Origin of the sequence: Acholeplasma granularum ATCC 19168 (assembly GCF_000526235.1) — a bacterium.
GTDB classification, from domain to species: Bacteria; Bacillota_I; Bacilli_A; order Acholeplasmatales; family Acholeplasmataceae; genus Acholeplasma; species Acholeplasma granularum.
This window is the reverse complement of sequence record NZ_JAFR01000012.1, coordinates 26,219-48,469: the sequence shown is the minus strand read 5'-3', so window position 1 is coordinate 48,469 and position 22,251 is coordinate 26,219. Positions and strand designations below refer to the sequence as shown.

General features: G+C 29.1%; 17 protein-coding genes. 2 read left to right on the top strand and 15 right to left on the bottom strand.

The window, feature by feature from the left end; all coding sequences use genetic code 11:
* Nucleotide 1: 1 nt before the first annotated feature.
* From sufU to sufC, 4 genes are read right to left on the bottom strand one after another with little or no spacing between them, the layout of a single operon-like run.
* A complete protein-coding gene (sufU, locus tag G324_RS0105710; RefSeq protein WP_025725430.1) occupies nucleotides 2–439 on the bottom strand; it encodes a Fe-S cluster assembly sulfur transfer protein SufU in 438 nt (145 codons plus the stop codon).
* A gap of 13 nt (nucleotides 440–452) precedes the next feature.
* On the bottom strand, nucleotides 453–1,655 hold the full coding sequence (locus tag G324_RS0105705) for an aminotransferase class V-fold PLP-dependent enzyme (protein ID WP_035357546.1): 1,203 nt from the start codon (nucleotides 1,653–1,655) through the stop codon (nucleotides 453–455).
* 4 nt (nucleotides 1,656–1,659) lie between these two features.
* Nucleotides 1,660–2,532: a SufD family Fe-S cluster assembly protein gene (locus tag G324_RS0105700; protein ID WP_025725428.1), complete on the bottom strand. Its 873-nt coding sequence runs from the start codon at nucleotides 2,530–2,532 to the stop codon at nucleotides 1,660–1,662.
* The gene (gene sufC, locus G324_RS0105695; protein WP_162146944.1) at nucleotides 2,529–3,302 is read right to left on the bottom strand and encodes a Fe-S cluster assembly ATPase SufC; all 774 of its coding nucleotides are present in this window, start codon (nucleotides 3,300–3,302) and stop codon (nucleotides 2,529–2,531) included. Before sufC ends, G324_RS0105700 begins: the two co-directional genes overlap by 4 nt.
* A 135-nt stretch (nucleotides 3,303–3,437) precedes the next feature.
* On the opposite strand from sufC, the gene G324_RS0105690 reads away from it, so the two are divergent.
* A complete protein-coding gene (locus G324_RS0105690) occupies nucleotides 3,438–4,154 on the top strand; it encodes a hypothetical protein (protein ID WP_025725426.1) in 717 nt (238 codons plus the stop codon).
* Between the two features lie 76 nt (nucleotides 4,155–4,230).
* Here the strand turns inward: G324_RS0105690 and G324_RS0105685 are convergent, their stop codons facing one another.
* From G324_RS0105685 to G324_RS0105655, 7 genes are all read right to left on the bottom strand, one after another.
* Nucleotides 4,231–4,599, bottom strand: coding sequence for a DUF3899 domain-containing protein (locus G324_RS0105685; RefSeq protein ID WP_025725425.1), 369 nt, complete (start codon nucleotides 4,597–4,599; stop codon nucleotides 4,231–4,233).
* Between the two features lie 4 nt (nucleotides 4,600–4,603).
* A complete protein-coding gene (locus G324_RS0105680; RefSeq protein ID WP_025725424.1) occupies nucleotides 4,604–5,701 on the bottom strand; it encodes an ABC transporter ATP-binding protein in 1,098 nt (365 codons plus the stop codon).
* Nucleotides 5,698–7,191 (bottom strand): oligopeptide/dipeptide ABC transporter ATP-binding protein, encoded by a 1,494-nt coding sequence (locus tag G324_RS07890; protein WP_245587895.1) that lies wholly within the window; start codon nucleotides 7,189–7,191, stop codon nucleotides 5,698–5,700. Before G324_RS07890 ends, G324_RS0105680 begins: the two co-directional genes overlap by 4 nt.
* Nucleotides 7,192–7,205: 14 nt before the next feature.
* Nucleotides 7,206–9,056, bottom strand: coding sequence for an ABC transporter permease (locus G324_RS07735; protein ID WP_025725422.1), 1,851 nt, complete (start codon nucleotides 9,054–9,056; stop codon nucleotides 7,206–7,208).
* Nucleotides 9,056–10,129, bottom strand: a complete 1,074-nt coding sequence (locus tag G324_RS0105665; protein WP_025725421.1) for an ABC transporter permease — start codon at nucleotides 10,127–10,129, stop codon at nucleotides 9,056–9,058. Before G324_RS0105665 ends, G324_RS07735 begins: the two co-directional genes overlap by 1 nt.
* 183 nt (nucleotides 10,130–10,312) lie before the next feature.
* Nucleotides 10,313–13,654, bottom strand: coding sequence for an ABC transporter substrate-binding protein (locus tag G324_RS0105660; protein WP_025725420.1), 3,342 nt, complete (start codon nucleotides 13,652–13,654; stop codon nucleotides 10,313–10,315).
* Between the two features lie 361 nt (nucleotides 13,655–14,015).
* Nucleotides 14,016–16,613: an InlB B-repeat-containing protein gene (locus G324_RS0105655; RefSeq protein ID WP_025725419.1), complete on the bottom strand. Its 2,598-nt coding sequence runs from the start codon at nucleotides 16,611–16,613 to the stop codon at nucleotides 14,016–14,018.
* Between the two features lie 142 nt (nucleotides 16,614–16,755).
* On the opposite strand from G324_RS0105655, the gene G324_RS0105650 reads away from it, so the two are divergent.
* Nucleotides 16,756–17,346 carry a TetR/AcrR family transcriptional regulator gene (locus G324_RS0105650; RefSeq protein WP_025725418.1) on the top strand — a complete coding sequence of 197 codons (591 nt, stop codon included), beginning with the start codon at nucleotides 16,756–16,758 and terminating at the stop codon, nucleotides 17,344–17,346.
* Nucleotides 17,347–17,797: 451 nt separating this feature from the next.
* Here G324_RS0105650 and asnA read toward each other — a convergent pair whose 3' ends face one another.
* The 4 genes from asnA to G324_RS07730 all read right to left on the bottom strand — a co-directional run bounded on the left by asnA (nucleotide 17,798) and on the right by G324_RS07730 (nucleotide 22,194).
* Complete coding sequence (gene asnA / locus G324_RS0105640; RefSeq protein ID WP_025725416.1) at nucleotides 17,798–18,799, bottom strand: aspartate--ammonia ligase; 1,002 nt, start codon at nucleotides 18,797–18,799, stop codon at nucleotides 17,798–17,800.
* 137 nt (nucleotides 18,800–18,936) lie between these two features.
* Nucleotides 18,937–20,139 (bottom strand): hypothetical protein, encoded by a 1,203-nt coding sequence (locus G324_RS0105635; RefSeq protein WP_025725415.1) that lies wholly within the window; start codon nucleotides 20,137–20,139, stop codon nucleotides 18,937–18,939.
* Nucleotides 20,140–20,230: 91 nt separating this feature from the next.
* Nucleotides 20,231–20,896 carry a hypothetical protein gene (locus tag G324_RS0105630; RefSeq protein WP_025725414.1) on the bottom strand — a complete coding sequence of 222 codons (666 nt, stop codon included), beginning with the start codon at nucleotides 20,894–20,896 and terminating at the stop codon, nucleotides 20,231–20,233.
* Nucleotides 20,896–22,194 (bottom strand): helix-turn-helix domain-containing protein, encoded by a 1,299-nt coding sequence (locus G324_RS07730; RefSeq protein WP_025725413.1) that lies wholly within the window; start codon nucleotides 22,192–22,194, stop codon nucleotides 20,896–20,898. The genes G324_RS0105630 and G324_RS07730 overlap by 1 nt, the downstream gene beginning before the upstream one ends.
* Nucleotides 22,195–22,251: the final 57 nt, after the last annotated feature.

Here is a 22,251-nt window from a genome sequence, read left to right as displayed (position 1 = left end):
TTTAATTATCTCCTTTCAAAGGATCTAAACCTTTTTCATATGCTTTAAATGCAAGTGTTGCACATTTAATTCTAGCTGGAAATTGTCCAACGCCTTCAAATGCTAAAGCATCTTCTAATATATTTTTATTTAATAACTCTTTTCCCATTAATAGATCATAGTAGTTTTGAGTTAGATTTAGGGCTTCTTCAATACTTTTGTTTTTTAATAATTCAGAGGCAACAGATGCTGCTGCACAACAGATGCTGCAACCTTTACCCTGATGTCTTAAATCTATAATCTTTTCATCTTTTACAAGTAGTTGGACAATTATGTCATCTCCACATGTTGGATTATTTAAATGGACGGTCAGATAGTTTTCATCATTGATTAAACCTTTATTTTTAGGATTTTTATAATGATCCATAATAACTGATCGGTATAAAGTTTTTAAGTCCATGTAAATTCCTTTCTTAAAGACTTGTAAAGAAGTCTCTTGTTTCTTTAATTGCGTTAATTAATATATCACAATCTTCTATTGAATTATAAATTGCAATTGATGCACGAACTGTTGCATCTTGTTTTAAATATCTCATTGTTAATTGGTTACAATGATGTCCTGCTCTCACACATACGCCTTGTTGATCTAAAAAACTTGCTGTGTCATGTGGGTGTATACCATCAATATTAAATGAGATGATTGTTGAATCATGTGCTTTGTTAAATATCGTAATACCCTTTTCATTTTCTAATGCTTTTATGCAATAATTTCTTAAATTTAGTTCATGTTCATGAATATTATCTATACCCACGTCATTTATAAAATTAATAGCTTCTGCAAGTCCAATGGCTTCAGCAATTGGGGGTGTACCTGATTCAAATTTATAAGGTACAGTTTTCCAAGTAGAACCATCTAAATTAACAGTATCAACCATTTCACCACCAAATTCAGCAGGAGGTAAAATCTCTGATAGATGATCATTTAAATAAAGTATGCCAACACCATTTGGTCCATATAACTTATGGCCACTAAATGCTAGTGCATCAATATTTAAGTCTTGAATATCTGTTTTTATATGGAGTATAGATTGAGCAGCATCTAAAATAACGTATGCTCCATATAATTTAGCTAATTTAACCATTTCTTTAATAGGGGTAACATAACCTATAACATTTGACATATGATGTGTAACGACTAATTTTGTTTTTGTAGTTAACACACTTTTAAAATTGGGTATTGTAATTAGTCCGTTCTCAAGTGGTATAAATCTAACAACTAATTTAAGTTCATCTGCTATATTTAACCATGGTAATAAATTTGAATGATGTTCTAATTCAGAGATGATGATTTCATCTCCAGGTTCTAATATAGATTTAAAACTTGTTGCTAGCATATTTAAACTATGTGTTGTAGATTTTGTGAATATAATTTGATTTTCTTTAGCATTTATAAATTTAGCAATAACGCCTCTAGCATTTTCATATAAATTTGTTGCTTCATAAGCAAGACTATAAACACCACGGTGAACGTTGGTTCCATTATATGACATATAATCAGACATTTTTTTGATTACATTTTCATGAACCAGTGCGGATGCTCCAGAATCAAAAAACCTAAGATTAGGATATTTTTTATATATCGGAAATTGTTCTCTAATTCTTTTTACATCAATCATATACTTATATTCTTTCGTTAATTATCTTTATTACGTTTTCTTTTATTTGTTCATCATCTATTTCATCGATGACTGGTTGTAGTAATCCATTAATAATAAGTCTTTGAGCATCCATTAAAGAAATTCCACGGCTTCTTAAATAAAATAAAACTTCTTCTTCCATTTTACCAACGGTTGCAGCATGACCTGCTGTCACATCGTGTTCATCAATAATTAATATTGGATTGACATCGATTTGAGCTTTATCATTTGTAATGATACCTTTTAGTGTTTGGAAAGCTGCCGAACCATTCATACCTTGTTCAATTTGTCCAACACCATTGATTTTAATAACACCATTTTCTCCTGCAATACCAATGTTTGTCATTTCAGCAGATGTATACGGTGCATAATGCGTCATATGTACATCAAGTGATTGTACATGGTCTTTACTAGATACAGCAATAGTACGTACCTTTAGGTTTGCACCTTTACCATTTAAATCTAAGTAAAGTTTTGCATCCATTACATTACTAATAAATCCTGCAATAAATTCCATATTAGAATCATTTAAACTAGAAGATTTAAAATTTAGTTTTGCATGCTTTGATTTTAATTCTGTTAATAATAAAAATTTAACTTGACTATTTTCTTTTGTTTCTAAAAATATATCATAAATTACATCTTCATAATTATCATCTTTTAGTTCTAAAATAATTTTTGCATTGACACTTTGATCAACAATTACTTTTAGGTTAGTAAGTTGTCTATTTGTTAATTGTATTGTTAATGTATCATTAAATAAATGTTTTTTTAAAAGTTTGAGTGTACCATCATTATATGTTACACCAGCTGGTAGTGATAGTAGCTCATTATTATTTAAATTAATGATGCTCATAATGATTCTTTACCAACTTCAAAATCAATGCCTAATTCTTCTTTTACCCATTCATAACCTGATTGATCAATTTTTTCAATTAAATCGCTACCACCAGTTAATACAATTTTTCCATCAATCATAATATGAACGTGGGTTGGTTTAATATAATCTAAAATTCTTTGGTAGTGTGTAATTAATATACATCCAAAATCATCTGAAATCATATTATTAACGTTTTCACCAACAATACGTAATGCATCAATATCTAATCCTGAATCTATTTCATCTAAAATAGCTATTTTAGGTTTTAATGTTTTAAGTTGAAGAATTTCATTTCTTTTTCTTTCTCCACCTGAAAAACCTTCGTTTAAATATCTATGTGGTAAGTCCTCTCTCATTTTTAAATCGGTTGCATTTTGTTCATAATCCATAATGAACTTAATTAAAGGTACATCCTTACCAGTTACTGCTTTAAGTGCAGAACGCATGAAATCAGAGTTTGTAACACCACTTACTTCTTGTGGGTATTGCATCGCTAAAAATAAGCCTTCTCTTGCACGTTCATCTACTTCAAGATCAAGTAAGTTTGCATCATCCAAACTTGCACTTCCCTTTGTAACTTCATATTTTGGGTGACCCATTAAAGCAGAAGCCAGTGTCGATTTACCTGTACCGTTTGGTCCCATGATCGCATGAACTTCGCCTGTTTTTACTTCAAGGTTCACACCTTTTAAGATTTCTTTACCTTCAATTTCTACATGAAGATCTACAATTGATAATGTTGACATGATTTTTTTGCCTCCTAATTATGCTTAACATCCTTTTTATTATACAACAATTTACTTTAATTTCTAAACGTATTGCAACATAGACTAGTTATCTTAATATTGTAGTGTTATAATGTATTAAAGGATGTGAAAAAGTTGAAAATACCCTCAAAAAAGAAACTGTTATTCTTTATATTAACCTTATTAAGTGCTTTATTATCAGTTGTTGGATTAATATTAGTACTTATTAATGATTTTGGTGATTACCAAATATTATACATATTTTTAGTTTTAATTGTTGGTTTATTATTAATGAATAGTTTTAAATATCGCCTGGGTCAAGAAATATATTTGGAACAGCACTATTTGTTATTAAAAAACAAGATAGAGCCATATTCAATAGGGAAACCACTACTTACAAAAGAATGGATTTTCGATATCACCCAAAAAGGGTTTAAACGTTATAAAGATTTTACAAATATATCTTACTACTATCGTATAAATAAATTATCTGGTAAAAATAAAAGTGGAAAAACATTATCTCTTCTTATATTGATTCATGACCCTAAAATTAATTATGATAGTCCTTTAATTGTAAATCAAATTAACAGTTTAGAAGACGAATTAAGGAAAAAAGAAAAATATCGTCAACGCGTCTTTATCCATGTTAAATCATTTAATCAAATAGATGAAATAGCTATGAGTCAAACTGAAAAAGTATTTTGGATAAGAAAAGGAAATGAAAATATAGTATCAATAAATCTATCTTATTTTGAAAAAGAAAAACAAGTTTACTACATAGAAAACAAATCATATACACCTAATAGATATTATAATCATGCTATTGATGAGATTAAAAGTATGATTAAATAATTTATAAGTTCACCTTTATTTAGGTGGACTTTTTTATATTAAAAAAAGTCCAGCATTTATTTGCTGGACTTATAAACTATAACCATATTAACCCTAATATAACAGAAGTGATAACATATGCTAAACCGACTAATAATATTACAACACTTACATAAGTAAATTTTGTATTAATTTTTTCATCTTTGTATTCTGAATAGCTTAAGCGATCTGGGTTATCTTTTTTTTGAAACCTTTGAACAATGAAATATCTAAAACCGATAAAAACATTTTGTGCATTAGTTACTGCAATTAATCCAGCAAAGAAGGAAACAATACCTACATAAAAGAATGTATTAGATAAATTTTCTAAAGCAAAATTAAATTTATAAAATAGGTAGTGAAATCCAAATGTTACTGCTAAATAAATTGCAAAGATAACAAGTGTTTTCTTAATAATATTTAACATATGATTAAATCATCTTACGATATTGTTCTAATTCTTGTTCATTCGCATAGATGAAATGATTTTCTTTTATTTGAACCATTTTAGGCTTATCCACACTATAATCATGAACTGCAGGATTATAAACTAAACGTTTACCTTTTGTTTTTTCATATAGTGGGTCTGGTACTGGAATTGCTGATAATAATGATTTTGTGTATGGATGTAATGGATTATCAAAAATCTCAGATTTATCACCCATTTCAACAATCTTACCAGCATACATAACTGCAACTCTATCACTAAAGTATTTAACAACGGATAGGTCATGAGCAATAAATAAAATTGTAATACCTAATTCATCTCTTAAGTCATTAAGTAAGTTAATGACTTGAGCTTGAATAGAAATATCTAAAGCACTAATTGGCTCGTCAGCAATAATAAAATCTGGTTCTACAATTAAAGCACGAGCAATACCGATTCTTTGACGTTGTCCACCGCTAAATTCATGTGGATAGCGGTTTGCATGTTCTGGTAGTAAACCTACACGGTTTAATGCATCATTTACTTTTTTTGTAATGACGTCTTTATCTTTTTCACCGTCTATTCTTAATCCTTCTGCAATGATTTCTTTAACAGTCATTCTAGGATTTAACGATGCAATTGGATCTTGGAAGATCATTTGCATTTTTTTCATTAAGTCTTTATCACGGTTATTATTTGATTTATGACCAGATCTTATCTCAGCACGTATTGCTTTTATTTTTTCATTACGTTCTAATTTAAGTGCAGCGATTTTTTCTTCCTTTTCTGATGCGTCTGATTCTTTAATTTTATTAATTTCATTTTTATATAATGATTTTAATGATTTGATTTTTTCTAAGTTTGATTGATTACCTGCTGAAATGAGTTGATCTTTAAAATAAACATTTCCATCAGTAATTTCATATAAATTAATCAGTGAGCGACCTGTTGTTGTTTTACCACAACCAGATTCACCGACTAGTGAGAAAACCTCACCCTTTTTAACTTCAAAAGAAATTCCATCAACAGCTTTTAATACCATTTTAGGACCAATTTTGAAGTGTTGTTTTAGATTATCTACTTTTAAAATAACATCACTCATTTTTTAGCCTCCTGTTGAATTCTCTTTTTAAAGTCATTAATTCTATTAGTAATTGCCTCAGGTTTATCAACTTTTGGTGCATTTTCATGTAGTAACCAGCTTGCTGCATAGTGTGTATCAGAAATTTTAAAGAACGGTGGTTCTTCAACAAAGTCGATTTCAAGTGCAAACTCACTACGATATGCAAACGCATCACCCTTAGGTGGATATAACATATCTGGAGGTGTTCCTGGAATAGCAACTAAACGTTCTTTAGAGTTTAAATCAGGCATTGATGAAAGTAGTGCCCATGTATATGGATGTTTTGGATTATAAAACACTTCTTCATTGGTTCCATATTCAACAATTTTACCAGCATACATTACAGCAATACGGTCAGCAATATTTGCAACAACACCTAAATCGTGTGTAATAAATATGACTGTTAAACTACGTTCTTTTTTAATTTTATTAATTAACTCTAAGATTTGAGCTTGGATTGTAACGTCAAGTGCTGTTGTTGGCTCATCACAAATTAGTATTTCAGGGTCAGCAGTTAATGCAATGGCAATAACGATTCTTTGACGCATACCACCTGATAATTGGAATGGATATTGTTTTAATCTCTTTTCAGGATTATCAATACCAACTTCTTTAACAATTCTAATTGCACGTTCAAAAGCTTCTTTTTTAGTTACTCTTTTAACTCTTCTTAGTCTTTCTTTTTCATCACTAATTTGATTTTTAAGATCTAAGATTTTTGCTTGTTCAGTTTCTTTATTTAAACCTTCAAGTTTTAAAAGTAAATCTTCTACAATTTTATTAGATTTTTCTTTTTCATTATTCCAAAATGTTTTAACTTCTAAATCAGCTTCTTTTGATTTAGCTTTATATGCTTTAACTAAGGGTTTGATTTGTTTTAAGTTTTCTTTGATTTCAGAATTTTTATTAACTTTAAGTGTACTTAGTTTTTCTTTTAAAGAAGATATTTTTGCTGTGTTATCAGTTTCTTTATCCTTTTTAAGTTCACTTATTTCTTTGTTAATTTCTAATTTTTGAGCATCATAGTTTTTTTGTATTTTTTTGACTTGTTTTTTAACGTTTAAGATTGCAACTCTTTCAGCATGTACTAAATCTTTTTTCATGTTTTTTAAATGGTGACCATTTAGTAACATTGCCTCAGTAATTTGACGACCTATTTTCATAATCGGGTTTAAACTAGACATCGGATCTTGGAAAATCATACCTAATTTTTTACCACGTAATTTATGGAAATCTTCTTCGCCAATAGTTGTTAAGTCTTCACCTTCATAAAGGATTTGACCTTTATCGATGACACCATTACCAGCTAAAATACCCATAATTGCTCTCGTTGAAACAGACTTACCTGAACCTGATTCACCAACAATAGCTAGTGTTTCTCCTTCAAATAAATCAAAATTAATGCCTCTAACGGCTCTAACAAAACCTTGATTGGTTTTAAATGAAATTGTTAAGTCTTTGACTTCCATTACTTTTTTAGCCATTATTCTACACCTCTTAATGATGGATTAAATGCATCTCTTAATCCATTACCAAACATATTAAATGTAATCATAAGGATAGATACAACAATTGCTGGATAGATAGTTAAGTGTGGGAAGTCCATAAGTGCAGTTTGTCCATCAGATAATAATACACCAAGTGAAACACCTGATAATTTTAATCCAAAGAAATCAATAACCGAACCATGACCAATACCAAAACCTAAATATGAAATAGATGCCTCAGAAAATATTACTCCAGGTATCATTAATATACTTGATGTAATGATTGTACCAACACCATTAGGTAATATATGTCTAAAGATTAATCGGGCATCTCTCGCACCCATTGTTCTTGATGCTAATACATATTCACGATTTTTATATCGATAAAACTGGGTTCGTGTGACGCTTGCTACCCCAATCCATCCTGATATGATTAATATTAGGATCAATGAAATTACACTTGTTCCAATTAGAGCTGTTACAATACTTAATGTTACTAACCAAGGAATTCTACCTACAACTTCAGTAATTCTTTCCATTACAATGTCAATTTTTCCACCATAATAACCAGATATTGCACCATAAACAACACCAAATGTGATGTTAATAAATGATACGATGATACCAATAATTAATGATGTTCTAAGTCCTACCCATGTTAATGCAAAAAGGTCTTTACCTGATGCATCTGTTCCAAATAGGAAGTATGGTATGCTACTATATCCCATATATTTAGCATAGTCTACTTCAACAGTATAAGTTGAATATACTTCTTGAGTATCTGGGTTTACAACACTTGATGTTGAAATCATACGTTTAAGTACATAACCCTCAGGGAAAATTAATTGTCCTGGATTATTCGGATCTGCTTGAGGAGTCATGTCAGGGTTTTTTGTTAGTAAATCATTATATTCATTTCCACCGATTGTAATTACTCTAGATGAGAATAAAGCCTCATATGCACGATATTCAAATGCTGCATATAAAGTTTCGTTGTTAATTCTTAATATATTACCACCGCCGCCTGTTTCAGCAACAATTGAAAAACCACTAAATAAATCATATGCTTTTAAATTAAACATTTCTTCTGAATTTTTAATTGCTTTTAATTCAGATACAACTATTCCAGCGTTTTTATTTTCTGATTGAATATCAAGAAATAATTCACTGTTTACTCGCCCTGAACCTAAAATACCTGATACAGTAAATGTATGTTCACCTACTTCTGTGATTTCACCAACTAAGTGAACTTGGTTTCTTAAGATAATATATAATCTAAAAGTAGCACCTTCAGCGTTTTCTAGCTCATCAACATTAATTGTCACTTCAGTACCGTTTTCAAATTGATAAACAGTTGGTGTTTGAAGTGTATAATTTGTTGCATTACCACTCATTCTAAAGATAACTTCTCCACCTAAACTAGTAGGACCTGTATCTAGTGATGGTGCATAATAATTCTTTAGTGTACCTGGAACGATATAATTCATATCATAATCATCAGGTATACCTAAATTTGTTTCAGGATCAATAGTATCTAGATTCACAGGTTTTAAAACAACGTTACTATTACCATTAAAAATACCAAATTTTTCTAAAATAGGAATTCTTGGAGGTAAGTATGTTAATTGTTCTTCAATCACTGTATAGTTTTTATTTGTAACAATAGGTACAAATATTGATAGTAAAACAAGAATAGCTAAAATAATTGCTGCTGTTACGTTTGCTTTATTTTTTCTAAAACGTATCATTGCATCTTGAAAATATCCAATTGGTTTACCTTCAATCGGTTGATCATAAACGCGTCTATCTTTACCAATAAACTTAAATGAATCTTTATTGTTTTGCATTATTTTCTAGCCCCCATTCTAATTCTTGGGTCAACAATTCCATATGATAGGTCCACTAATAAAATAGCTAATAAACTAATAATTGTATAAAACGCTGTTACTGTAAGTAAAACGTTATAATCATAGTTTCCACTTGCCATTGCACGAATGAATATTCTACCTGTACCTGGAATACCATATATTTGTTCAATAATTACTGAACCACTTAATAAACCAACAAATGAACCAATAATACTCGGTACAAGTGGAACCATAGAGTTTCTCATACCATGACGAATGACTGATTGATTTTTTGTTAATCCTTTTGTTCTAGCTAAAAGTAAAAACTCTGAAGTTAGAACCTCTTTTAATTCGGCTCTTGTAAGTCTTGTTAAACCTGCAATAGAACCAAATGATAAACCCAGTACCGGTAAAATTAATCCTCTAATTTGCAACCCTAGATCATTGATATTTGATGCCGGAAACTGTGTTGGTACCCAACCAAGTGCATAACCAAAAAGCAACAGTAAAAGCATCATTAAGACGAAACTCGGCACTGAAATAAATATCATTACGAAGAAGGATATAATGTTGTCGATGGCAGTATTGCTTTTTAATGCTGCAACAATACCAAAAAGGAAGCCAATCGGTATATATACAAATAAAGCAATAAAATTCAGTCTTAGCGTCACAGGTATTCTTGATTTTAATACATCAAAGGCTGGCGCGTTGACTTCAATTCTTGTAGAAACTCCCCAGTCCCATTTGGTTAAAACATTTTCTAACCATTTGAAATACTGAATTGAAATTGGTACAGGTATATAAATATTTACCTGATCATCTTCGATTTGGTAGTAATATTTTGAGTTTCTATCAAAATTTCCAGCTTTATATTCATTGATCGTCGCTTGATCTGTAATTATGTCCATGGTCATATAGCCATCAAGTACTTGACGTGCATAATATATATCTCTTTGATCTTTATCTGCTGGTGGATAGGATGGAGCTAGTTTTAATAATATAAAGTTCATACTTAAAATGATGTATAAAATTATAAAAATCCAGCCAATCCTAACTAAAACGTATTTTAACATATTATTATTTCCTCTCAGAATCTATATAAATTAGATAAAAAAATATATAATCTTTTTACCTAATTTATATTGTTCAAATGCCTTTATTGAAACATGTAAACAAACCACAGTTTTTTTGTGGTTTGTTTACGTTTCAAATTTTAATTAATTTTTTGTGAAAATTTTGTGCTTAAAAATTACTAATTAAGCAGCCGGTTGTGTTGCAGGAACAATTTCAACTAATCCTTCAACACCTGATGATTCTAATGCATCAATAATATCTTCAAGCACTACTAGAGTTTCAGGTACATCAAACGCTTCTGGTTCAGTACCAACTAATAGTTTAGCTTCATTGCTTAATGCATTGTATGCTTTAATTGCAATTTCAACTTGAACTTTATGAGATGTTCTGATGTCATTACTATCTGGTAATGATGCAACAGTTAATGTCCATAGGTAAGCTTGTTCATTGTCTACAAATGGTTTAACTTCTGCTTCAAGAGCAAATAGTTCGTTTGCATTTGTAACTTCAGGTTGTAAGTCTAATGCTTGAGTCTTTAATGCATTGTATGCTGTTCTTACATCTTGGATTGCATAGCGGTCTGTTAGAACTACTGCACGTTCTCCAATAGATGCTACTAATGCATCGATTGCTTCAACAACTTTTAATACTCTTGACTCATTTAATGCATCTGTAATCACTGCATAGTCAGCTGGTAATACTAATTCAGCTAATCTTTCAGCTGTTACTAAGGCTTTAAGATTATTGTATGCTGTGTTAGCTGCTGCAATTGAGTCTTGATCTGCTTTAGCAGTTGTAACTACTGTAGGGATTGCATCGATTGCTGCATTTACAGATACTGCATATTGTGTAGCAAGTTCTGCAACTAATGTTGCTGCTACTTGTGCTTTAAGAGAAGCACTTAAACCTTGGTAAGCTTTTAATGCTGCTGCTACTTCAGCACTTGTTGATTCACTATTAATATCTTCTAATAGTTCTACTGCATCTGCAAGTTGAGCTGCCGCTTCTGCTGCATCATATGCATCTAATAATGCAAATAGTTTATCAACGCCTTCTACTTGAGCTTGAGCTCTTGGTAATAGACCAGCATATAATGTGTATGCTGCATCAACTGCATCTGCATCTGTAGCATGTACATAATTTGCAACTGTTGGTAAAGCTGCAATTGCATCTGTTACTGCTTTAATTGCAACTGTGTCTAATACTTCAACACCATCAACAACTGTAACAGGTCCATTTAAAACTGCAGTAATTGCATCAAATGACCAGATTTCATTTACACGTTCTTCACCAGTCGGTGTTGTATATGTAACAGGAATATTAGCAATTGATGTATCAAAGCCCCAGTCTAATGTAAATCCACCACGATTATCTGATGTAAATACTTCTAGGAAGCTTGCTGCATCTAATGTTGAACCACTAATACCACCAGTAGCTAAGTCAAATCTTCCGATTAAACCTCTAGCATAATAGTTATCTGGGAATGTTACTGGGTCAATTGTAATATCAAATTTAATATGATTTACTGTATCAACTAATAAAGATTCAATTGAATTCTTTAAAAACTCGGCCATTTGAGCTTGAGATGTTGATGCTGCTTGAATTGATAAGTCAAGTTCAATAACTCTTGGATTTGCTGCTGTACCTGGTTGTAGTACGCCTGCTGCAATCGATTCAGCTACTGCTGTTTTGAAGTAAGCTGTCGCTGCATCCGGGTTAAATCCATAAGTCTCAGGACTTAGGTTGGCTGCTAATGCTTGACCTTGAGGTGTTTGTCTAAATGCCGTACCAGTTAGTGGATCTACTAAGTAAGCATCAGAGAATAAGAATTGACCTGGGTCAGATGTTTTTAAGATATCCCAAGCTAATGTTTTACGGTCAACCGCATAATATAATGCACGTTTCATGTTTACGTTAGCTAAAATTGGTTCTGGAGTCCATTCTGTATCTGGGAATGTTTCTTGTAGCGCTTCTTTTGTTCCAAAACCGTTAATAGTCATTCTAAATGTTGTTGCACCAGGGCTACGTCTTAATCCCGGGTGTGATTTGTATTGTTCAAATTTTGTTAAAGGAATACCTGCAGAGTCTAGGTTACCAGCTTCAAATTCAGCAAAGATAATTTCTGCTCTTTCAATAATTATGAAATAGTAGCCATCATATTTATATAAATCTGGAGTGTGGAAGTTTGGATTCTTCTTGTATTCTAAAGCTTTATCAGCTTCAAAGTTAGATAGGTAGTAAGGACCTGTAAACGCCATTTGTTGTGGAGTTCTACCATAGTTTGCAATACCTTCTCTATCTAATAAACCTAAATGGACAGGTGTCATTGTGTTTGATGATAACCAGTAAACTAAGTTCCACTCTGATAAGTCAGAAGCGAATGTAAATTCAATTGAGTTACCATTAACAACTTTAAATCCAACTTTATCCCATTCTGCATCTTTTTGAGCTTGAGTTGCATTTGGGTTTGAACTAACAAAGTTACGATATGCTTGAGACCCTACAACGTTATTTGATGTTGCCCAGAAGTGTGAACCACCAGCAATCGCTCTAAACCAACCATTATCAAGTGCAAATCTAAATGTATCTACAAAGTCTTTTGCTGTAATATCAGTTGCTAAACCAGTTACATTAGTTTGTGGATGGAAGCCCCATTTTAGACCTTCTTTAACAGGTACCACCCATTTGTTTGATACCACTAAACCTGAATCTAAAGTTTCAGGTTCAACTGGTGTAGGCATAGCAGCCGCCATAGATTCTTTAACTACGTATGCAGTTTTATCATCATTAAATAAGAATGCATATAATGAGTCTAACATGTATGCTGCTGCATCACTACTTACTGAGTCATCAGATAACCATTGGTTAAATGTTGTTGGGTTTGAACTAAATGCTGCTCTGTAAGTACGCTCACCTGCAACCCCAGTTTTACCACCAGAGAATGTTACCGTTGAGTCATCTGCTGTTAATGTACCAAATGCTGAACCCCATCCCATAACCGGAACATATTTAGTGACAGGTAAACTAACTCTTGAACTATAAATAGATGAACCAGAGTTAATAAATAGCGGAACACCACCAGCTACGTTATTTAATAGATATCCTTCAGCTGCTGCAAAGAATGTATGTCTTAATTCAGAATCTGCAAAACGGTAGTTAAATGAACCATTTGCATAAAGATTAGCCTGAGCATTAACTGTAACAGCTCTTGTTGCTGTTGCAGTTAAATTTTCAGAGTCAGTTACTGAATATTTAACACTATAATTTCCTGCTACATCTGTATCTACATTATTTTCAGTGACAGTAATACTTGAAGTTAAGTCCTTACCATCATGATCTTTTGCTCCAACACCAGCTAGCGCATTAAATTCATCACCCACTACAAGTGTGACAGGGCCAACACCTGAAAATGTAGGAATGTTACGTTCTGGATCTGGATCTTTTTCATCTGGCGTACAAGCTACTAATAATACTGCAAATAGTAGTAATGTAAGCACGCCGAATAATTTCTTGGAAACTTTCATTTTCTCTCTCCTCTTTTTCTCTTTTCAAACCCATAATTTATGGTTTGTCAACTAGTTTAATTGTTTTTGTCATTTATGTCAATAAAAATCGTGTTTTTTATGATGAAAACGTTTTATTTTGTTTCATATTATTTTATAATTTGTCAAAATACGAGGTTTTTTGTACCTTTTTGTCATAAAAGGTTATTTTATTAATCTTTTTTATAAAACTGTATATTTTAAGTTTAATTAAATGATTTAACATTTATTAGTTTTTCTTTTTTAAACAAGTTTTAATAACATTTATACTTAATTAAAAAGTAAAATCCATAAAATTATGGACTTTACCTTGATTTGATTATTTAGTTTGAGTTATTAATGTTTATTTGTAATACTCATTCATTATATTTAATAAGGAACGATTATCATATAGTTTTGAAATATCAAGTGGGTTAGTTGGTTCAATACCAAATTCATTATGGTGATATACATATGGATCTATTAATGTATTACTACCTATTCTATAAGCAGTTACATAATTAGATGACATTGTAAATGCAGTACCTATTGGTAATAGTATTGGTGTAATACTTGATGCCCCACCACCTGACTGAATACCAATAATTGGACCTAAGTTATTCTCTAGGAAAATTGTTGCTAAACTATTAGCAGCAGAAAAAGATGTTTTTGATGTTAAGAGTCCCCAATTTAGGTTGCTATAATTTGGTGTACCATCAATATAAATATAATCCGTTTGATAAACCAAGGTATCCGCACTTATACTTGATAGAGAAAAACTTTCATTTGTTATAAATCCTACAACCCTGTATAAAGCACCTGCATTACCACCGGTGTTCCATGTAACATCTAATATGATGTTTTTAAGGTTAGCTGATAACTTTATAATTTTTTCCATATAAAACTCCATAAATACGGCACTATCTAAATTTATTAATCCAAGTGGATCGTTTATAAATACCGGTTCACTATTATTAGGAAGTTCCTTTACACTCATGCTTATAGATACAGCACCAAAGTCTTTATCATAACTACTATTTATATAATATATATGAGTCGATGTTTCTCTAACTTTTGATAAAGTATTTAATTTTGTTTCAAAACCATTTGATTTTAAACTTTCTTGATAATTTATGTATGTGGACTCACTTACATCTTTTATTAATATCTCTAAAATATTTTCATTCTTATTAGACATATTATAATAAAAATATTTACTCCCATTTTCTAGATTTGGAAATAATTGATCCTGGGTCTTAAGAACATCTTTTATGATATCATCTTTCCAAAAACTATCTTCTATAATATCTGCTGTTGCAAACGCATCTAAAGATAACACTACACTTGTCTTTAAATTATCTAAAAAGAAGTATTTTTGTCTTTTAGGATCACTTGCACTCCAGTTATAACTAGGTGTAATGTTCCATTTATTAGCAATCGCCATATCTGTTTGATACAATCCGTCGATATACCAAGATTTTAGCCTTGGTCCAAAATCATTTATATCGTTTATCGTAGGTCCATAATAATTTAAATCATTATAATAACCTGGATATCCATAACTGGTATGTGGTTCATCAATTTTATCTACAATTAGTCGAAAAATTCCTAATTCTTGTTTAAGTGGATTATTTGAAAGTAAGTTATCTGTATCCTCTAATAAATAGGTATAAAATGAATGAATTTCTTTTATATCTTTTAATCCGTAGAAATGATCCATAAAAAAGGCTAGGCTATTAAAATTATGAACTATTAAATCAGAAGGTATTTTGTTATTATTTTTTGAAGATGTCTTTATAATTTCATAAGCTTGACTATCTTCACTAGGTAATGCATAAATTCCATATAAGGCATCCACATTATAATAAACATTATAGTAACTTGAACCTGCAAATAATTGATTTGCTATATAGTAAGGTAATAATATGTCACCTTCATAAGATACAATATCTAAATTATATTTATTTAAATCATACAAAAGTTCTTTACCTTCACTTAAATACGCTAAAGGATTGTTTTTATCATCATTTATGTGTCTAGAGTAATTTGTGGTCGTATTTTTGACATAACCCCAAAAAAACGATGAATCTGTAGGTTTAATCTTATTATATAGACTATCTATTTCTAAACCAAGTTCATAATTCACACCATTTGAACTATCATAATAATTATATGACATATAAAGTGTGTGCTCATCTTTAAGATAATTTATGTCTATATTTGAATCGATAAACCCTTCTAATAAATTCATAAAATCAATAACTTTAACATATGGTACATAACCTTTTTCCGCATAATATAAATTAATATTAGAATCCCTTACTTGATATTCATCAGTTTGATTATAAAATGGAATGTTTTTAAAATTAGATATCGTAACTTCTTCAAAATCATTTAACTCAATATTAAAGGTATGATCCACTATTACACCATCTAATCTAAATCTAGCTTTAATGGTTGCATTTGAATCCATACTAAATTCAGGTATTAAATTTAATACAGTTCCACTACTAGATATAAAAGGATGGTTATTTATCCATGTAATATCTGAGTTATTAATAGGTCCTTTATCAACGATATTTAGTTGATTATTTTTCACTAATAAATTTTTTTCTATATGTATGATATCTTCATTAATTTTAGCTTTTATCTGTGTAGTCTCATTTGCATCAGCCTCTTTTTCCCATAAGGCATTTAAAGTTATATTTTTTGTAATTGGTAAATTGTTTTCATATTTTACTGATTCTAAATCTTCATACCAATAAACAAAAATATAACCCTTCTTTATAGGATCATCTGGCAGATCTAAAAATTCTCCTTTTAAGATATAAATATTATTTATTTTATTACCACCGTTGGTATTAAACTTGACAGTATACTTACCGTTCATTTGAGTATCTTCACATGCACTCATAATGATGAGTAAAAAAACGATTAAAAAACTATGTATTATTCTTTTCATTCACTTATATTTTTTCCGTATTCTTTAATTTATAAATATCTTACCATATTATTTATTTTATTACGGGTTCTATTAATTGACAAACCACCTAACAGTGGTTACAATTAAACTATAACAACGTTAGTAAACAAGGAGGATATGCATGACAACTAAAGAAAAAATTTATCAAAGTGCTATAGAACTTTTCTCTATTCATGGTTATCATGAATTAGGTATGCGTGATTTAGCTAAAAGTGTTGGTATTAAGGCTTCTTCTATTTATAATCACTATAAATCTAAAGAAGATATTTTAATGGATATTGCATATGATTTAATAGCCGATCTTAAACAATATGTATATCCTTTATATAAACGCCTTGATTTAAGTCCAAGAGAATTCTTTTTAAACTTATCAATTGAAACAAATAACTTTTTCGAACGACAAAAAATCAATCAATTAACAAAACTCATCATGCCTCTTCAATTTCAAATTGAACGATTAAGACATTTGTTACATACTGAATTTATTCAAAAACCAAGAACATCTTTTAATTATTACTTTAAAACTTTAATGGAAAAAGGTAAGATGAGAAAAGATGATCCAATGCTTGCAGCAAAAATGTATCATTCATTCTTCGTCTATCACTTCTATGAGAAATTTTTAAGTGATAAGCCTGATGGATTTTTAGTAAATTATGAGAATTTATTTAGAAATCATATCAATTTATTTATGGACTATTTTAATATTGCTTAATTTATAACCTTCATTTTTTAAAATGAAGGTTGTTTTATTAGAAAGGATTTTTTATGCATAAAAAACAATTATATTTAATCGGCGTATTTTACAATATCTTTCTTATGTTGTTATTTACTTCATTTTTTATCTATTTAATTATCATAGGTGATCAACTTAGAGGGTTAAATAATTATATATATTGGTTAATTTATCATGTATTACTTATCTTTATATCTATTTTTCAATATAAAGCACCAAAATTATATCCTTCTACAAGTTTTAAAATGTCATTGCTTTATTTTGTTCCCCAAATATTTTTTATATTTTATATACTTTATAGTTTAAATGATTTAAATATTCCATACTTAAACTTCTTTATTGTCTATGATATATTATTTATTTTAAATGGAATTTTATATCTTTATGCGATGAGACTTAATAAATAAAAAAGCACGAAAGTGCTTTTTTATTAGATCAATGTAATTTTATTTCTACATGCATTGATGGTTTCTTCATCCCAAATGGATGCTTGAACCTCACCAATATGTGCTTTTTCCAAGAGTATTAGACAAAGTCTACTTTGGCCAATACCACCACCAATAGTAAGTGGTAATTCTTTATTTATAATCATTTGATGATAAGGGTACTTTAAATCTTCTAAACGGGATTTATTTTCAAGTTGATTATATAAGCTTTCATGGTTAACACGAATACCCATACTTGAAATTTCAACTGCCATATCCAGTGTTTTATGATAATATAGTAAATCACCATTTAAAGACCAATCATCATAATCTGGTGCACGATTATCATGTGGTAAATTAGAATTTAATAAATTACCTATACCAATAATAAATACAACACCTTTGTCTTTTGTAATTTCGTATTCTCTTTGTTTACTATCTAATGTAGGATATAGGTTTTCTAGTTCTTGACTTGTTATAAAGAAAACCTCACTTGGGGCATGATATGTAATTGATGGATATTTTTCTATAACTGCACTAGATGTTAAATGGATTGCTTTAACAATATCTTTAACAGTGTTTTTTAAATAATCAAGCGTACGCATAGATTCATCAATAACTTTTTCCCAATCCCATTGATCAACATAGATTGAATGAATATTATCTAATATTTCTTCTTTTCTAACAGCATTCATATCTGTATATAAGCCATTACCTACATAAAAATCATAGTTATATAGTGCCATGCGTTTCCACTTAGCTAAAGAATGTACAATTTCTGCATGTTTATCTAGGCTAGGCACTAAAAAAGATACGGGTTTTTCACCATTTAGTCCATCATTTAATCCTGTTTCAGATAAGACAAAAAGTGGTGCTGATACACGCTTTAAATTAAGAGCCTTAGAAAGTTCTACTTGAAATTCATTTTTAATAAATCCAATAGCTGTTTGCGTGTCGTATAAGTTTAATTTTGACACATAATCTTGGGGTACAATTGTTTTTGACATATGCTAACATCCTTCACTATATAGTCTAGATGTTAACATAAATCTATATGAGAATCAATAAAGAAAAATCCCCTTTAAAATTTAATAATTTTTAAAAGGGGATTATTTTTTTAGTTATTTAATTATTTGTTACGGGTTTAAAAACCAAAGTCCATATCCTCTGAGATTATTGCTTTTTCAACTTCTGTAAAATCATTTAGTTCTTCAGCTGTTGGTAAGGTTAATTTATCAGCATCATAATCAAGAATAAAACCTAATTTATTCAATTTTACTGTGACATTTAAAACAACCGGTAAACTCATTTCATCAAAATCTTTCATATCCAGTGTAAAGCCACTAAAATCACCTTTTACCATTAACATGATTTGACTGATTTGTTTTTGGCCTTCAAGCTCACCTTTTAAAACGATTCTAAAGTCAAAATCAAATGATTTGATCGCTTGTTTAATTGTTGTTTTTAAGGCTGTAGCCTTTTCTAATGTTAAACCATCTTCAAGTTCTAGTATAAGCATATCAAATGTTTGATCAATTAAATCGGATACCATTTGAGTTGTAATTAAGAACCTAACTGTATGTGTTGTACCTTCTGAATAAATAGATACATAATTATCTAAAGCCTCTAATGCTTTAGTTCTTTCATCAGGAGTCATTTCTAAATTTATATCTACTTCTAACATAGATTGAAATTCATCTAACTTTTGAATAATTTCTTGATAAATTAACTCTGTTATTCTGTTTTCTAATGATTTTTCTTTTATTTCTACATAGTTTTTATTAGATGATTCATCTTCGAGGACTACATTATTTTCTTTAACCTCAACATTACGACTACCATTTAAATAATAATATGCATAATCACTTTTTGTTAAGAAAAATGAGTCTGTTAAAGAGAAGTCTAATGTATAAGTATTATTATTTGTTGTTGCATCATTATATATAGTGGTTGTAGAATTTTCTGCACTTAATACATTTAAATCTAACTTGTTTAATTTAGCATACATATATGTATCTAAATGACTTTCACCCACTTCTATATAATTAGTAGCATCAAAATCAATAGACACTGATTGTGTCATGTTTGATTGCATCATCGTGTTTACTGATTCATATTCTAAATTAGACGTTACTGCATATTCAGCATTGATAAATGTATCTAATCTAAAGTTTTTTGATGTAGCTTCGCCTAAATTCATAACTGATTGTAAAAATGTAAGTTTTTGTTCAGAGGTCATTTCTACTTTATCATCATTTTTAAGATCAGGTAATTCATTGTTTGAATTTGTACATCCTACTAAAACAAGTAGAAACATCAAAATAATGGTACTAAATAATTTTTTCATATATTTAATCTCCTTTCATATAATTATCTTATATGACACCTTTATTTTATCACTTTTATAGTTTAGAGGTTATTTATAGACTTAAACTTGATTACTTTTTGGATTTAAATAAATTTTTTAGTTTAAATATAACTTTAGATAATTTTTCTTTTCTAATTATCTTTTTTTCTATTTTATTTCTTTGTTTTTCTGTTTTATTTTCTTTTTTAAGTTTATCTTTTTCAATTTTTAGTTCTATTTGTTTTAATTTATGAGATTCTTTTATCATACGCAAAATAATTTTTCTTATTTCTTTAGCTTTTATTTTAGTAGTTATACCAAGGGCATCTGTTACATAAACATCGAGCTTAGAAACCTTCATTTTTCCTTTATTAATATCTAATATGACATTTTTAAGTTTATTGGTATGAATATTTAAAGTAATATAATCTCTTGATAAGACAACAACTTTATGATTATTACTTAGCTTGTTGTCTTCTAAATATTGATTAAAAAAATCAATATTATTTTCTTTATAAGAAAAACCTAGGCTAGATATTCGAATATCATTCATATTTTTATTAAATATTCTTACCATAAACTGCTTTTCTAGCTCACCTGATACGATGTTAGATGATGCAACAATAATAAATTTATTTTCTGTAAAGAGTTCATATAAATATCTAATTAAACTTATTATGACTATCAAAAATATAAAAGTAAATATAAAACCTATAACTGTAATAGTTTCTATATTGTTAATAATAAAATCATTCATTATTTATCCCCTTTTTTAATCACTTCTTCAAATATTAAATTAATCTTTTTAAAGGTATCAAAATTATAATATTTCTCTTCTACCTTAGCCCCGTTTTTAATTAAGAATATAAGCATATTAATGTTTTTATCTTTAACTTGAGAAAATAAATAATTTAAATCATCATTTTTTAATTTAGGAAGTATGTTTTCTAAGAAATCTATTTGATTATTATTGATTGCAGTAAGTGCTATTTCTTTATATACTAATTCTTCTTCAAACTCATTTATAAGTTCTAATGCAAAGGTTACTTGTCCTTGTTGAATTAATTTTTTTATGATGACTGTTAAATCCGTATATATTGATTTTTGTGCAAAAAGTAAAATCAGGTCTAAATTATTTAACTCTAAAATCATCAAATATAGTTTTTGAACATCTAATGAGACCTTTTTTAGCCAAGGTAGTTTTTCTTTAATAAAATGGTTTATAAATATAGTTATACCTTCAATATAACTATATTTTGAAAATATTGTTACAACATCTTTTAAATCTTCCATAACAAGAAGGTTATGAATAATTTGGTTTAAGATGTTTTTTAATTTATATTTTGAAATCATTTCAAGCAAGTCATTTTTTGATATAACTCTATTAATCTTTGGTTCTTTAATAAATTTAAAGCGTTCTTTTAAGTTGGGCTTTTGAGTATATAAATTGCTCATCATATAATTGTTTTGAGGCATATCTAAAAGTCCCCAAACCATTTTTTCTAGTAATTCATTTTTAATTTTAAATGAACCTTCTAGTTTTTGATAAAGTAGTACATAATGATGGATATCACCTAAATTGTTTTCTAACATAAAGATAATTATTTTTAAGTATATTTCTAATTGTCTATGATAATAAGTTTCAACAAATTCTACTTTTTCATCATTTAAATACTTAAACATGTTAAATTCTTTTTGTTCAATAATATAATCAATTAAAACCTTACCATAAATATCAGGTGTTTTAATATTTAGGTTTTTTGGATCATGACCTTTGAATGCATCCATTCCTTTTGAAACAACCTTTTGGTATTCAGAAAAATTAGGTGATGTTTCGTCTTCTAAACTTAATAGTTCATCTAAACTCATATTAAACATTTGAGCAATTAAAATTAGATTTTGTATATCAAATGTAGATTTACCTCTTAAGTTTTGTGAAACAGCTGATTTAGTAATAGATAGTTTATTTGCTAAATCATCCTGTGTCATTTGGTTTTCTTTTAATAATTTTTTAATCTTTTCTGCAACTTTTATGTTGTCAATAATCTCTGGCATATGAATTCCCCCTTACTCACATTATAAAGTAATTTTTATTAATTATACATACTGTTT